The sequence below is a fragment of the Cryobacterium cryoconiti genome (genome assembly GCF_004403065.1).
Taxonomy (GTDB): domain Bacteria; phylum Actinomycetota; class Actinomycetes; order Actinomycetales; family Microbacteriaceae; genus Cryobacterium; species Cryobacterium cryoconiti.
Map to the genome: position 1 here is coordinate 35,778 of NZ_SOHA01000034.1, position 13,735 is coordinate 49,512.

13 protein-coding genes are annotated in these 13,735 nt (G+C 68.3%); 4 read left to right on the top strand and 9 right to left on the bottom strand.

Annotated features, from left to right (window positions below; all coding sequences use genetic code 11):
- Nucleotides 1-115 precede the first annotated feature (115 nt).
- Nucleotides 116-1,636, bottom strand: a complete 1,521-nt coding sequence (gene gltX / locus E3T49_RS10780) for a glutamate--tRNA ligase (RefSeq protein ID WP_134424915.1) — start codon at nt 1,634-1,636, stop codon at nt 116-118.
- An 11-nt stretch (nt 1,637-1,647) separates the two neighbouring features.
- Entirely contained in the window at nt 1,648-2,565 is a 918-nt protein-coding gene (locus tag E3T49_RS10785; protein ID WP_134425029.1) for a LysR family transcriptional regulator, read from the bottom strand.
- Nucleotides 2,566-2,683: 118 nt separating this feature from the next.
- Here E3T49_RS10785 and E3T49_RS10790 point away from each other — a divergent pair, with 118 nt between their 5' ends.
- The gene (locus tag E3T49_RS10790; protein ID WP_134424916.1) at nt 2,684-3,826 is read left to right on the top strand and encodes an aminotransferase class V-fold PLP-dependent enzyme; all 1,143 of its coding nucleotides are present in this window, start codon (nt 2,684-2,686) and stop codon (nt 3,824-3,826) included.
- Between the two features lie 141 nt (nt 3,827-3,967).
- Here E3T49_RS10790 and E3T49_RS10795 read toward each other — a convergent pair whose 3' ends face one another.
- Together E3T49_RS10795 and E3T49_RS10800 are read right to left on the bottom strand one after the other, a co-directional pair.
- On the bottom strand, nt 3,968-4,678 hold the full coding sequence (locus E3T49_RS10795) for a type 1 glutamine amidotransferase domain-containing protein (RefSeq protein WP_134424917.1): 711 nt from the start codon (nt 4,676-4,678) through the stop codon (nt 3,968-3,970).
- A gap of 47 nt (nt 4,679-4,725) precedes the next feature.
- Nucleotides 4,726-5,745 (bottom strand): NADP-dependent oxidoreductase, encoded by a 1,020-nt coding sequence (locus tag E3T49_RS10800; RefSeq protein ID WP_134424918.1) that lies wholly within the window; start codon nt 5,743-5,745, stop codon nt 4,726-4,728.
- A 96-nt stretch (nt 5,746-5,841) separates the two neighbouring features.
- Here E3T49_RS10800 and E3T49_RS10805 point away from each other — a divergent pair, with 96 nt between their 5' ends.
- Nucleotides 5,842-6,450 (top strand): TetR/AcrR family transcriptional regulator, encoded by a 609-nt coding sequence (locus tag E3T49_RS10805; protein ID WP_134424919.1) that lies wholly within the window; start codon nt 5,842-5,844, stop codon nt 6,448-6,450.
- Nucleotides 6,451-6,511: 61 nt separating this feature from the next.
- Here E3T49_RS10805 and E3T49_RS10810 read toward each other — a convergent pair whose 3' ends face one another.
- Genes E3T49_RS10810 through E3T49_RS10820 form a run of 3 tightly spaced genes read right to left on the bottom strand, consistent with a single transcriptional unit; the run spans nt 6,512 to nt 9,488 of the window.
- Entirely contained in the window at nt 6,512-7,276 is a 765-nt protein-coding gene (locus E3T49_RS10810) for a fumarylacetoacetate hydrolase family protein (protein ID WP_134424920.1), read from the bottom strand.
- Nucleotides 7,273-8,418, bottom strand: coding sequence for a branched-chain amino acid aminotransferase (locus tag E3T49_RS10815; protein WP_134424921.1), 1,146 nt, complete (start codon nt 8,416-8,418; stop codon nt 7,273-7,275). The genes E3T49_RS10810 and E3T49_RS10815 overlap by 4 nt, the downstream gene beginning before the upstream one ends.
- Entirely contained in the window at nt 8,415-9,488 is a 1,074-nt protein-coding gene (locus tag E3T49_RS10820; RefSeq protein ID WP_134424922.1) for a 3-isopropylmalate dehydrogenase, read from the bottom strand. Before E3T49_RS10820 ends, E3T49_RS10815 begins: the two co-directional genes overlap by 4 nt.
- A gap of 102 nt (nt 9,489-9,590) precedes the next feature.
- Between E3T49_RS10820 and E3T49_RS10825 the strand changes: the two genes are divergently transcribed.
- The gene (locus tag E3T49_RS10825) at nt 9,591-9,842 is read left to right on the top strand and encodes a DUF6458 family protein (protein ID WP_134424923.1); all 252 of its coding nucleotides are present in this window, start codon (nt 9,591-9,593) and stop codon (nt 9,840-9,842) included.
- Between the two features lie 91 nt (nt 9,843-9,933).
- Here the strand turns inward: E3T49_RS10825 and E3T49_RS10830 are convergent, their stop codons facing one another.
- Nucleotides 9,934-11,457, bottom strand: coding sequence for an MFS transporter (locus E3T49_RS10830; RefSeq protein ID WP_241972786.1), 1,524 nt, complete (start codon nt 11,455-11,457; stop codon nt 9,934-9,936).
- A 95-nt stretch (nt 11,458-11,552) separates the two neighbouring features.
- Here E3T49_RS10830 and E3T49_RS10835 point away from each other — a divergent pair, with 95 nt between their 5' ends.
- Complete coding sequence (locus tag E3T49_RS10835) at nt 11,553-12,146, top strand: TetR/AcrR family transcriptional regulator (protein WP_134424925.1); 594 nt, start codon at nt 11,553-11,555, stop codon at nt 12,144-12,146.
- Here the strand turns inward: E3T49_RS10835 and serA are convergent.
- Nucleotides 12,136-13,728, bottom strand: a complete 1,593-nt coding sequence (serA, locus tag E3T49_RS10840) for a phosphoglycerate dehydrogenase (RefSeq protein WP_134424926.1) — start codon at nt 13,726-13,728, stop codon at nt 12,136-12,138. The two genes, E3T49_RS10835 and serA, sit on opposite strands and share 11 nt — an antisense overlap.
- Between the last annotated feature and the right edge of the window lie 7 nt (nt 13,729-13,735).

Consider the following 13,735-nt stretch of genomic DNA (forward strand, 5'->3'; position numbering starts at 1 on the left):
CTCGTAACTCTAACCCACTCTGGGAGCCGGGACAAACTCAAAGCCAAATCGGCCGGTCATCGCCTCGTGTTCCGTCGCAGGGGAAGGCCCGTCGGGCCTGCCCCTGCGACAGGGATCATTCGAGAGTGGTGGCCGCCAGGCGCGCGAGCCGCAGCACGGTCTCCGCCTTGCCGAGGATCTCCATCGACTCGAACAGCGGCGGCGAGATGCGCCGACCGGAGACCGCGACCCGTAGAGGGCCGAAGGCCACACGCGGCTTCAGCGCGAGCCCGTCGATCAGGGTCTCGGTCAGCGTCGTGTGCACACGGTCGTGAGTCCATTCCGCTTCGGGAATGTCGAGCAGCGCGGCCGTGGACGCGGCCAGGATCTCGCGCGTGTTCTTCGGGAGCGAGGCCAGGGCATCCGGCTGGTAGACCAGGGAGCCGCCGCCGATGAACAGGAAGCCGAGCATGGCGGGCGCCTCGCCGAGCAGGGCGATGCGCTCCTGCACGAGCGGTGCGGCGGCCTCGAGGATGGCCTGCTGCACCTCGCTGAGCGGCTCGGTCAGATCACCGGCGGCCACCAGGTACGGGATGACCCGGGTGGCGAAGTCGGCGGGCTCGAGCAGCCGGATGTGGTCGCCGTTGAGCGACTCGGCCTTCTTGAGGTCGAAGCGGGCCGGGTTCGGCAGCACGTCGACAACGTCGAACGCGGCGATCATCTCGTCGATCGTGAACACGTCGCGGTCGCTGGAGAGCGACCAGCCGAGCAGCGAGAGGTAATTGACCAGACCCTCAGGCACGAAGCCGCGGGCGCGGTGGTGGAACAGGTTGGACTCGGGGTCACGCTTGGAGAGCTTCTTGTTGCCCTCGCCCATCACGTAGGGCATGTGTCCGAAGCGCGGCACGAACGTGGCCAGTCCGATGTCGATCAGCGCGTGGTACAGGGCGATCTGGCGCGGCGTGGAGGAGAGCAGGTCTTCGCCGCGGAGCACGTGGGTGACGCCCATCATGGCGTCGTCGACCGGGTTCACGAACGGGTACAGCGGATGCCCGTTGGGCCGCACCACGACGAAGTCGCTGAACGAGCCGGCCGGGAAGGTGATCTCGCCGCGAACCAGGTCGTCGAAGGAGATGTCCGTGTCGGGAACCTTGAGGCGGAGCGCCGGCGAGCGTCCCTCGGCGCGGAAGGCCGCCTTCTTCTCGTCGCTGAGGTCGCGCTCGAAGTTGTCGTAGCCGGCCTTGGGGTCACGGCCGAGGGCGACGTTGCGCACCTCGATCTCCTCGCCGGTGGCGAAGCTCTCGTAGATGTGACCAGACGCCTTGAGCTTCTCGATCACGTCACGGTAGATGTCGTAACGCTCGGACTGGCGGTAGGGACCGTGCGGTCCGCCGACCTCGACGCCCTCGTCCCAGTCCAGGCGCAGCCAGCGCAACGCGGCGAGGAGTTGCACGAAGCTCTCCTCGGTGTCGCGGGCCGGGTCCGTGTCTTCGATCCGGAAGATGAACGTGCCGCCGGTGTGCCGGGCGTAGGCCCAGTTGAAGAGCGCCGTGCGGATCAGGCCGACGTGCGGCGTTCCGGTCGGCGAGGGGCAGAACCGAACGCGGACGTCGGTGCCGGTGGCGGTGGAAAACGGGTGCGCAATTGTCTCAGACATCACCTCCGATTCTAGTTGGCTGTCCGCGCAGGCGCGGGAGAAGAGTCCAGCGCCGCCAACCGGCGCAGGGTGGCGGCGATGGCGGGCACGCCCGCGGCACCGGTCGCCGTGACCGCGTGCAGGGTGCGGTGGTCGCGGCCCCGGGTGGGACGGATGGCAACCAGCGGCTGCGCGCCCACGGAGTCAAGGGCGAGCGCGGGCAGCATGGCCACTCCGATGCCGGCCGCCACAAGCCCGATCACGGCAGCCGCGTTGTCGGTTTCGTAGGACACATTCGGTGTGAAGCCGCTGTGTCCGCAGATCTCCAGAAGGTGACCGCGGCACCGGGGACATCCGCCGATCCAGTTCTCCTCGGCCAGGTCGCCCAGGTCGACGGCCCCGTCTCCGGCCCGCGCGTGGCCCGCCGGAAGCACCAGCATCATCTCGTCGCGCTGGAGCCGGGTCACGACCAGCCCTTCCGCGCTGGCGCGATGCGGATCGACCCGATCGCCGGGGTAGCTGAAGGTGATCGCCAGGTCGGCCTGGTTCTGCCGCACCAGGGCCACCGCTTCGGGCGGCTCTGCCTCGAGGTAGGTGACGCTGACTCCCGGATGGCGATGCTTCAGGTCGGCCAGCAGGCGGGGCACGATCGTCGCCGAGGCGGAGGGGAACGCCGCGATCCGTACCCGGCCGGCGCGCAGGCCCCGCAGTTCGGCGAGTTCCCCGGCGGCGGCGTCGAGGGCGCCGCTCACGGTGGCGGCGTGCCGGGCGAGCAGACGACCAGCCTCGGTGAGTCGCACACCGCGGCCGACACGTTCGATCACGGCCAGGCCGATGCGCCGTTCCAGCCGTTTGAGTTGCTGGCTGACGGCAGGCTGGCTGTAGCCGAGCGCGGCGGCCGCCGCCGTGATCGAGCCGTGGTCGGCGAGAGCCCCCACGACACGCAGCATGGTGGAATCGAGTTCGGGCGGGACGATGGTGGGCACGCGTCAACCATAACGTGGGCTTATGGTTTGCCTCAGCTACTGGCCATTGTTGAATGGATGCGGCCGATCGCATGCTGGATGGATGACCCCGAGCGACTCCCCCGCACCCAGTTCGACGCTGCCGGCGCTGCCGGACGGACGGACCGCGCTGCCGGACCGAGTGCCGGCGCTGCCGGACCGGATCGGCGTGCGTTCGGCGCGCGAGCGGTTCCGCGGCGGCCGCGGCTACCTGGCCGCCTGCACGCTCGGGCTGCCGACTAAGGAGACGGAGGCGGCCCTGCGCGCGGATGCCGAGGCGTGGGGGTCCGGCCGGGCTTCGGCCGCGGGCTACGCAGCGGTGGTCGAGCGGGTTCGGCACGCGTATGCGGGGCTCGTCACGGTGCCGGCGAGCCGGGTCGCGATCGGGTCGCAGGCATCCGTGCTGGCCGGCCTCATTGCCGCGAGCGTGCCCGACGGTGCCGAGGTGCTCTGCGTCGACGGCGACTTCAGCTCGATGGTGTTCCCATTCCTCGCCCAGGCGCACCGCGGGGTCACGCTGCGGAACCTGCCGCTGGGCGATTTGGCCGCGGGGATCACCGCCGAGACGTGGTTGGTGGCGTTCTCGCTCGTGCAGTCCGCCACCGGCGCCATCGCCGACACCGCGGGGATTGTGGCCGCCGCCCGTGCACATGGGAGCTTCACACTCTGCGACACGACGCAGGCCGCTGGGTGGATGCCGGTGGACGCATCCGTCTTCTCCGCCACCATCTGCCACAGCTACAAGTGGCTCTGCGCCCCGCGTGGCGTGGCCTTCCTGACCGTGAACGAACGCCTGGCCGCCCTGCTGCACCCGGTGCAGGCAGGCTGGTATGCCGGCCGCGACCCGTGGGCATCCTGCTACGGACCGGACATGGACCTGGCTACCGACGCGCGCCGGTTCGACGTCTCCCCGGCTTGGAATGCCTGGGTGGGCGCCGAGCCCGCATTGGACCTGTTCGGCCGGCTCGACCTGCACGCGGTGCGCGACCACGCGGTGGCTCTCGGCGACGCGCTTTGCGCCGGACGCGGGATCGCGCCGGCAGGCCAGGCGATTGTGACCTGGCCGGATGCCGGCGGCGGCGACCTCGAGCGCCTCACCCGGGCGGGACTCACCGCATCGGGCCGGGCCGGGCGGGTGCGCGTGGCCTTCCACCTGTGGAATGACGAGGACGACGTCGCCGACGCACTGCGCGCCCTCCGCCCATAGCGAAGACGCCCCGGCGTCGAACCAATTCGACGGAGATTTAGGCTCGAACACCCGTTTTTGGCCCAAAAAAGGCTGTTTACGGGAAAATCTCCGTCGAATTCGTTCAGGCCCGCGGCCGCAGCGTGCGCCGGGGGAAGCCGCCTACTTCTTCGCGGCGGTGACGGCGGCGATGATCGCGCCGGCGAGGGCGGCCGAGGAGGCCGGGTTCTGGCCGGTGTAGAGATTGCGGTCGATCTCCATGTGCTCACCCCAGGGCTCGCCGGCGATGAAGTCGGCGCCCAACTCGACCAGACGGCTCTGCACGAGCCACGGCGCCTTGGGCGCCAGGCCGCCGAGGGTCTCCTCCTCGTCGGTGAAACCGGTCATGCGGTAGCCCGTGAAGGGCCAGCTGCCGTCGGAGCGCTTCGCAGCGAGCAGCGCGGCCGGGGCGTGGCAAAGCACGCCGAGAATCTTTCCGGAGTCGAGCGCCTCGGTCATGATGCGGCCGGACACGGCGTCGACGGCCAGGTCCTCCATCGGCGCGTGTCCGCCGGGGTAGAAGACGACGTCGTAGTCGGCGACCGTCACGTCGGCGATGTCCCGCGGCTCGTCGAGTTCGCTGCCGATCGTGTCGAGGTAGGCGACGATGACCTCGGCGCGGTCTTCTCCGCCGGCGGCCGCGGGAGCCAGGCTGCCGGCGTCGATGGTGGGGGCGACGCCCCCCGGCGTCGCGATGGTGATCGTCCAGCCGGCTTCGGTGAACAGGCGGTGCGGCTCGGCGAGCTCTTCGGCCCAGTAGCCGGTGGGGTGCAGGCTGCCGTCGTTGAGGGTCCAGTGGTCAGAAGCGCTGACGACGAAAAGTACGGAATTCATGGGTTCTCCAGAGTGTGTGATCGAAAGAAATGGATGCTGTCGAAGAGTCAGACGTTCGTGCGCACGACCATCTTGCCGGTGTTCTCACCGCGCATGAGGCCGAGGAACGCGTCCACGGCGTTGTCGACGCCGTCGACGACGGTCTCATCGAAGACCACGTCGCCGGCGGCGAGCCAGCCCGCCATGTCGGCGGAGAACGCGGCGAAGTGCTCCACGTAGTTGCCCACGATGAAGCCCTTGAGGGTCAGCCCACGGCCGATCATGTTGGCCATGTTGCGCGGGCCGCCTGCCGCCTCGGTGTTGTTGTACACGGAGATGGCACCGCAGAGGGCGGCGCGTCCGCCGTCGTTGAAGCTGTCCAGCGCCGCCTCCAGGTGCTCCCCGCCGACGTTGTCGAAGTAGACGTCGATGCCGTCGGGTGCCGCCGCCGAGAGCTGTTCGCCGATGTTGCCATCCCGGTAGTTGAAAGCGGCGTCGAAGCCGTACTTCTCGGTCAGGAGTGCGACCTTCTCAGCGGAGCCGGCGGAGCCCACCACGCGCTTCGCGCCCTTGAGCCGCGCGATCTGGCCGACCATGCTGCCCACGGCCCCGGCCGCGCCGGAGACGAAGACGGTGTCGCCTTCCTTGAGCCCGGCGACCTCGAGCAGTCCGACGTAGGCGGTGAGGGCGGTCATGCCCAGCACGCCGAGGTAGGCGGAGATCGGAACGCCCGGGAGCTCGGGCACGACCCGGAAGCCGGCGGCATCCTCCTGAACGAGATCGCGCCAACCGAACTGGTGCACGACCACATCGCCCACGGCAACCGCGTCGGAGGCGGATGCGACGACGCGGCCGACGGCCCCGCCCGTCATCGTCTCGTTCAGCGCGTAGGGGGCGGAGTAGCTCTTCACGTCGTTCATCCGGCCGCGCATGTACGGGTCGACCGAGACGAAGTCGTTGGCGACGCGAACCTGGCCGGCTGCGAGCTCGGGCAGGTCGATGGTCACGGTGCGGAAGTCGGCATCCGTCGGCCAGCCGGCGGGGCGGGACACGAGTTGGATCTGAGTACTGGTGGTGGACGAGGCCATGGTGGGCTCCTCTGCTTTTATGTAACGGATGGTCTAATATATATTGTGTACTGAGCGATCCACAAAACCACTCACAGGAAAATCGGAGGAACCGCCATGGGCCGGCTGCAGAGCTTCGACCGCACAGCCGTCGTGCAGGCCGCCAGGGATCTCTTCTGGGACCGGGGTTTCGACTTGGTGTCGCTCGCCGGGCTCGAGGACGCGACGGGACTCAAGCGGTCCAGCATCTACCACGCCTTCGGCAGCAAGCGCGGCCTGTTCGATGCCGCCGTGGAGGACTACCAGGTCACCGTCATCCGACCCCGGCTGCGCACTCTGACCGGAACCGGCATCGGTCGGACCACCCTGCTGGCGTACTTCGCCGAACTCCGATCGGCCGTCTCCGCGCTGCCGGAGGACTCCCCCCGGCGCGGCTGTCTGTTGGTGAATTGCGCCGCGGGTCTCGCCGGCCACGACGACCTGGCCCGGCAGGTGGTCGATGACTATCGATCCGACCTGACGACCGCGCTGCAGGACGCCCTCCGCGCCGCCGATTCCGCGGCAGGCGAATCCGGGCCGGATCGTGCGCCCGAACGCGCCCGCACCCTCGCCTCACTGGGTTTGAGCGCCATGCTGATCACCCGGGTCAACGCGACCGAATCGGTGGCGCTGCTCGACACGGCGATGGACCAGATCCGCTCCTGGTTCCCCGAGGAACCCGCGTAGGTTCCCAGGGACTGTCCGGAGACACCCCGTCTACGGCCTCCCCGAACCCCCCGCCGGGCGATCAGGCGCGGTGCACCGGGTTCGACAATACCCCGATGCCGGGGACCTCGATCTGCACGGTGTCCCCGTGCACGACAGACGCGGACCGGTCGGGAGCACCCGTCAGGATGACGTCGCCGGGCAACAGGGTGAAGACGCTGGAGACGAAGGAGATCATCTCGGCGACGGTGTGCTTCAACAGCGCCGCCGTGCCCTTCTGGAAGGCCTTCCCGTTGATCCGGGACTCGACGGTGAACGCGGTCCAGTCGTATTCGGTGTCGATGACCGGCCCGAGCGGGCAGAACGAGTCGAAGCTCTTGGCCCGGGTGAGCTGTCCGTCGCGTTCCAGCAGATCACGGGCGGTCACGTCGTTGGCGATGGTGAAGCCGAAGATGGCGTCTTCGGCGTCGGCGACCGACACATTCTTGGCGATCTTCCCGATCACGATTGCAAGTTCGCCCTCGACGTGCACGTTCGCCGACGACACCGGCAGCACGATGGCGTCGCCAGGGCCGACCACGGAGGTGTTCGGCTTGAGGAAGAACTGCGGCTCACCGTGTGCGGCGGCGGCCTGCTCGGCCTCGTCGGCGAAGTAGGACCACGCCATGCCCACGATCTTCGAGCGCGGGATCACCGGGGCGAGCAGCTTCACGTCGCGCAGGGCTACGCGCTGCCCGGTGGTGTCGTAACCCGCGAACATCGGATCACCCTTGAGCACCACGATCTCGTCGTCGTCGATGATGCCGAATGCGATGAGCCCGTCGACGCTGAACCGCGCGATCTTCACGCCCGTGCCGCCGGGGCATCGAGGCGGGTGAGCCAGCCGTGACGGTCAGGCAGCCGGCCGTACTGGATGTCGGTCAGTTCCTGGCGGAGCGCCATCGTGATCTCGCCCGCCGGGGCATCCGGGTCGCCGATGGAGAGGTTCGGGCCCTTGAGCTGCGAGATCGGGGTGACGACGGCGGCCGTGCCGCAGGCGAACACCTCCGTGATGGCACCGGATGCGACACCGTCCTGCCATTCGCCGAGGGTCACGTCGCGCTCCTGGACGGTCAGGCCGCGGTCCCGGGCAAGCTGCAGGATGCTGTCGCGGGTGACGCCCTCGAGGATCGACCCGGTCAGGCGCGGGGTGACGAGCGTGTCGGTGCCGTGCACGAAGAACACGTTCATGCCGCCAAGCTCGTCGATGCGGCTGCTGGTCTCCCCATCGAGGAAGAGCACCTGGGCGCAGCCGTTGTCGTAGGCCTGCATCTGGGGCAGCAGGCTGGCGGCGTAGTTGCCGCCGCACTTGGCCGCACCGGTGCCGCCACGGCCGGCGCGGGAGTATTCGGTGGAGAGCCAGATCTTGATCGGGGCCACCCCGTCGGCGAAGTAGGCGCCGGCGGGGCTGGCGATCACGTAGTAGCCCACCTGGTGGGCCGCCCGCACGCCGAGGAAGCTCTCGTTGGCGATCATGAAGGGGCGTAGATAGAGGCTGGTCTCCGGGGCGGAGGGCACCCAGTCGCCGTCGACGGCGACGAGCTGCCGGATCGATTCGATGAAGTCAGCCTCGGAGAGTTCCGGCAGGGCCAGACGGCGGGCGGAACGCTGGAGCCGTTCGGCGTTCTTCTCCGGGCGGAAGGTCCAGATCGACCCGTCCGCGTGGCGGTACGCCTTCAGTCCCTCGAAGATCTCCTGACCGTAGTGCAGCACCGAGGAGGCCGGGTCGAGTTGCAGCGGTCCGTACGGCATGACCCGTGCGTTGTGCCAACCCTCGTCGAGGGTCCAGTCGATGGCGACCATGTGGTCGGTGAACTTCTTGCCGAAGCCGGGGTCGGCGAGGATCTCCTCACGCTCGATCTCCGTACGGGCCGCGGTCGACGGGGTGAGGCTGAACTTCAGCGGGAAGGTGGTGGTGCCGGATGTCTCGTCTAACGCTGCCTGGCTCATTGGATTCCCTTGTCTGTCAGTCGAGTCACGATGGCATCGCCCACAGCACTGGTGCTCCGGGGGGTGCCGAGAGCCGCACGGGCCACGATGTCGGCGGTCACGGCGGCACTCACCCGGGCTGCGGCATCCGTCTGGCCGAGGTGCTCCAGGAGGAGCGCCACCGAGAGGATGGCCGCCGTGGGGTCAGCCAGTTGTTTGCCCGCGATGTCCGGTGCCGATCCGTGTACCGGCTCGAACATGCTGGGGAACCTGCCCTCGGGGTTAATGTTCCCGGAGGCCGCAAGACCGATGCCGCCGCTGATTGCCGCCGCGAGATCGGTGAGGATGTCGCCGAAGAGGTTGTCCGTGACGATGACGTCAAATCTACTCGGATTCGAGACCAGGAAAATCGTGGCCGCGTCGACGTGCAGGTAGTCGACCGTCACATCGGGGTATTCGGCGGCGACGGCGATGACGATCCGCTGCCACAGGCTGCCGGCGAAGACGAGCACGTTGGTCTTGTGCACGAGGGTGAGGTGGCGGCGCGGACGGGCCTGGGCTTTCGCGAACGCGTAGCGCACCACGCGCTCGACACCGAAGGCCGTGTTGACGGAGACCTCGTTGGCCACCTCGTGCGCGGTGCCCTGGCGGATCGCCCCGCCGTTGCCCACGTACGGGCCTTCCGTGCCCTCGCGCACGACGACGAAGTCGACGTTGCCCGGGGCCGCCAACGGGCTGGGCACGCCGGGGAAGAGCACGCTCGGGCGCAGATTCACGTAGTGGTCCAGCGAGAAGCGCAGCTTCAGCAGCAGACCGCGCTCGATGTTCGCGTCAGCGAGGCGCGGGTCCCCCGGCACCCCGCCGACGGCGCCCAGCAGGATGGCGTCGTGACCGGCGATCGCCGTGAGGTCCTCGTCGGTGAGCACATCACCGGTTTCCAGGAACCGAGCGGCGCCCAGGGAGAACCAGGTGGCGTCGAATGTGACGTCGTCGGCCACGGTCGCCGCTTCGAGCACTTTGACCGCTTCGGCGACGACCTCGGGGCCGATCCCGTCGCCGGGAATGACAGCGAGCTTGATGAGAGTGGACATTCGACTCCGTATGTCTGGAAGTTGGCTGTAGATAAACCCTACTGCGACGGATCGAGTGTCTAAGCTGGACAATTCCTGACAACCAACAGAAAGCAGTCCCGCATGAGTCTCGGATTGGGAATCTTCCTCCTCGTCGTCGGCGCCATCATGGTGTTTGCCCTGAACGTGACCGTCGAGTGGATGGACATCGAACTGGTCGGCTCCATCCTGATGGGCGCCGGTGCCGTCATCATGATCATCGGCATCGTGCTGCTGACCCGCAAGCGCAGCAGCGTGACCACGACCCGCAGCGCCGTCGACCCGGCCAGCGGCGAGCAGATCACCTCGCAGAAGCGTTCCGTCGACGACATCTGACTCGTCTCAGGTCGCCGTCGTGCCGAGCCCGTTTCGATGCAGTTGTCGAGACGGGCTCTGGCACGTTCACGGTGAGTAGCTGCTGCGCTGATCAGGTGGCCTTCCGCAGGGTGACCAGAGCAACGAACGCCGCCGCCAGCACCAGGGCGGCCCCGATCCAGGCCGTGGGCCCGATTCCGCTGGTGAAGGCCTCCCGGGCCGAGCCGAGCAGCACCTCGGCCAGGCCGGAGGGCAACCCGTCGGCCACCGCCACAGCACCGCCGAGCGTCTCCGCGGCCGCCGTGCTCTGCGCCGCCGTGAGCGTCTCCGGCAGAATGATCGAGCTGCGGTACGACGCCGTCAGGATCGTACCGAGGATGGTCGTGCCGAGCACGGCGCCCAACTCGTAGGCCGTCTCCCCTACCGCGGATGCGGCCCCCATCTTCTCCGCCGGGGCGTTCGCCACGATCAGTTCGTTCGACACCGTCTCGGCCGCGCCGATGCCGATCCCGAGGGCCACGAAGACGAATGCGATACCGGCCGCGTCGAGGTCGCCCCCGCCCAGCGCGGCAGCCGCATAACCGCCGGCCGAGATCAGCAGCGCCACCGGCACCACGATCCACGGCCGCACCCGCCGCGCGATCGGCACGATCACCAGACCGGACACGATCATCGCCACCAGTCCCGGCACAAGCACGAGGCCTGCCTCCAGCGGTGAGAGGGCCAGAACAAGCTGCAGGTACTGCGAGACGAAGAACAGTCCGCCGACGAGGGCGACCACGCTGAGCAGATTCACCCCGATCGCCCCGCTGAAGGCCCCGACGCGGAACAGGCCGAGGTCGATCATCGGGTGGGTCAGCCGCGGCTGACGGCGCACGAAGAGGATGCCGGCAGCCAGGCCGATGACGATCGGGCCGACGGAGAGGGGCGTGGGACCGTGCTCGGCCAGGGCCTTGATGCCGTAGACGACCGGCAGCATGGTCGCCAGGGAGAGAACGATGCTCAGGGCGTCGATGCGTCCGGGGTTCGGGTCGCGGGACTCCGGAACGAGCAGCGGTCCGAGAACGAGCAGCGGCACGAGCAGCGGCACGGCGAGCAGGAAGACGGATCCCCACGCGAAGTGCTCCAGCAGTACGCCACCCACCACGGGGCCGAGCGCGCTACCGGCGGCGAAACCGCTCGCCCAGATGGCGATCGCCAGACGACGCTGGTTGCGGTCGGTGAAGACGGACCGCAACAGCGACAGCGTCGGCGGCATCAGCATGGCGCCGAAGAACCCGAGCACGGCCCGATCGATGATGAGCCACTCGATGCTCGGGGCGAAGGCCGCCACGACGGACACCAGGCCGAAACCGGCCGACCCGACCAGGAGCAGCCGTCGACGGCCGATCCGGTCGCCGAGACTGCCCATGGCCACCAGGAGCCCGGCGAGCATGAGTGGGTAGATGTCGATCACCCAGAGCAGCTGGGTTCCGGTCGGACGCAGGTCCTCGGAAATGGCCGGCAGTGCGAGGTTGAGTACCGTGTTGTCGATCGAGACCAGGAGAACGGGCAGCATGAGCACGACCAGCGCCCACCACCGGCGATGAGGGCTGATCACCGGGCTCACGGCAACGATGGGGGTGGACTCACGCAAGGAATTCGACACGGTAATGACTGCTTTCGGCTTGAGAGACGGATGCTGTACCGTCCAGACGGTAAAGTAAACCGTCCAGACGGTATAGTAGCACCATGATCTCCGACAGCGCATCCCCGGCCACGGGGGCGCACCATGCCTCCCCCACACGCGATCGCCTCCTGGACGCGTTCGCTCAGCTCCTGATCGACCAGGGCGAACGGGCGGCCACCCTCGACGCCGTCGCGGCGGCGGCGGGCCTGTCCAAGGGCGGCCTGCTCTACCACTTCGGCTCGAAGGACGCGCTCGTCGAGGGGCTCCTGGCCCGGCTCGACGCGCTGGTCGCCGACGATGTGCAGCAGATTCGAGCGGCCCCGGCCGGAGCGGTCGACTACCTGATCCGCACGTCGATGAGCGAGGGCACAGCGCTCGACCAGTCGATCGGTGCGGCCGTGCGTCTGGCGCAGGGGGCGCATCCGCTGGCCAACGCTGCCCTGGCCTCAACTCGGCGCCAGTGGCTGAGCGTCATCGAGGAGGCGGTGGGAGACCCGGACGTGGCCGAGGTGATCATGCTCGTCAGTGACGGGCTGTACTACGAATCCACCCTCGCGAGCCCCGGCCACCTCGCCGTCGATGACACATCGACGACGAGGCTGGACCGGTTGCTCGCGGTGATCGGGCGGATGACCGCCGGGACCGCTATTCGGTGATGGAGATTTCGATCATGGCCTCGGCCGCGATCGCGTCACGCACCTTGGCGAGCAGGCTGGCCGGAACGGGCGAGTCCACCGTGAGCACGCTCAGCGCCCTGCCGCCGGCCACGTGGCGGGCGATCTGCATTCCGGCGATGTTGATCGCGGCGTCACCGAACTCGCGACCGTAGACGGCCACGATTCCGGGACGGTCCGTGTAGAGCATCACGATCAGGTGGTTCTCGAACGTGACCTCGACGTCGTAGCCGTTGATCTCGACGATCTTCTGGGTCTGCTTCGTACCGGTCAGGGTACCCGACACCGAAATCTGCGAGCCGTCCGCGAGGGCGCCGCGCAGGGTGATCACGTTGCGGTACTCCGGCGACTCCTTGTCGGTGATCATGCGCACGGCAACGCCGCGCTGCTCGGCGAGCAGAGGCGCGTTGACGTAGGACACGGTCTCACTGACAACGTTGGTGAAGATGCCCTTGAGCGCGGCGAGCCGAAGCACGCTGACGTCATAGTCGGCGAGCTCGCCGCGAACCTCGACGTCGACGCTGGTCAGCGGGCTGCGGGCGCCGAGGCCGGAGAAGACCTGGCCGAGCTTCTCCACCAGCGGGATACCGGGGCGCACGTACGGGTCGATGACGCCGCCGGCGACGTTGACAGCGTCGGGAACGAGTTCTCCCGACAGGGCGAGGCGCACCGACTTGGCGACCGAGACGCCGGCCTTCTCCTGGGCCTCGTCCGTGGAGGCGCCGAGGTGGGGGGTGGTGATGATGTTGTCCAGGCCGAGCAGCTTCGAGCCGGTCGGCGGCTCGTTGACGAAGACGTCGAGGCCGGCTCCGGCGATGGTGCCGGCCGTGAGGGCGTCGTAGAGGTCGTCCTCGTTGATGAGGCCGCCGCGGGCCACGTTCACGACGAACGCGGTGGGCTTCATCAGCTTGAACTGCGCCGCGCCGATCATGCCGTTGGTCTCCGGCGTCTTGGGCATGTGGATGGTGATGAAGTCCGACTGCGCGAGGAGCTCGTCGAGGCTGACCGGATGCACGCCGAGCTGCTGGGCGCGGGCGGAGGTGATGTAGGGGTCGTAGGCGATGATGTTCGTGCCGAAGGCCTGCATCCGGGCCGCGATAAGGGCGCCGATCCGGCCGAGGCCGATGATGCCGATGGTCTTTTCGTAGAGCTCGACGCCGGTGTACTTGGAGCGCTTCCACTGCCCCTGGGCCAGCGCGCCGTGAGCGGCCGGGATGTGGCGGGCAAGGCTGATGATGTGACCGACGGTCAGTTCTGCTGCGGAAATAATGTTGGAGGTCGGGGCATTGACGACCATGACGCCGGCGGCCGTGGCCGCTTTAATGTCGACGTTGTCGAGGCCGACGCCCGCGCGGGCGATGACCTTCAGCAACGGTGCGGCGGCGATCGCCTCGGCGTCCACCTTGGTGGCGGAGCGCACCAGCACGGCATGCGCCGTGGCCAGTTCGGCCAGCAGAGCCACCCGGTCGGTGCCGTCTACGGAACGAACTTCGAAGTCGGGCCCCAGGGCGTCGACGGTGGCAGGCGATAATTCTTCAGCGATTAGGACAACAGGTTTTGACACGAAAACG

Bases quoted from the DNA above. Each gene is read 5' to 3' on its own strand.
- gltX (WP_134424915.1), bottom strand. From the start codon at position 1,636: ATGTCTGAGACAATTGCGCACCCGTTTTCCACCGCCACCGGCACCGAC.
- E3T49_RS10785 (WP_134425029.1), bottom strand. From the start codon at position 2,565: ATGCTGCGTGTCGTGGGGGCTCTCGCCGACCACGGCTCGATCACGGCG.
- E3T49_RS10790 (WP_134424916.1), top strand. From the start codon at position 2,684: ATGACCCCGAGCGACTCCCCCGCACCCAGTTCGACGCTGCCGGCGCTG.
- E3T49_RS10795 (WP_134424917.1), bottom strand. From the start codon at position 4,678: ATGAATTCCGTACTTTTCGTCGTCAGCGCTTCTGACCACTGGACCCTC.
- E3T49_RS10800 (WP_134424918.1), bottom strand. From the start codon at position 5,745: ATGGCCTCGTCCACCACCAGTACTCAGATCCAACTCGTGTCCCGCCCC.
- E3T49_RS10805 (WP_134424919.1), top strand. From the start codon at position 5,842: ATGGGCCGGCTGCAGAGCTTCGACCGCACAGCCGTCGTGCAGGCCGCC.
- E3T49_RS10815 (WP_134424921.1), bottom strand. From the start codon at position 8,418: ATGAGCCAGGCAGCGTTAGACGAGACATCCGGCACCACCACCTTCCCG.
- E3T49_RS10820 (WP_134424922.1), bottom strand. From the start codon at position 9,488: ATGTCCACTCTCATCAAGCTCGCTGTCATTCCCGGCGACGGGATCGGC.
- E3T49_RS10825 (WP_134424923.1), top strand. From the start codon at position 9,591: ATGAGTCTCGGATTGGGAATCTTCCTCCTCGTCGTCGGCGCCATCATG.
- E3T49_RS10835 (WP_134424925.1), top strand. From the start codon at position 11,553: ATGATCTCCGACAGCGCATCCCCGGCCACGGGGGCGCACCATGCCTCC.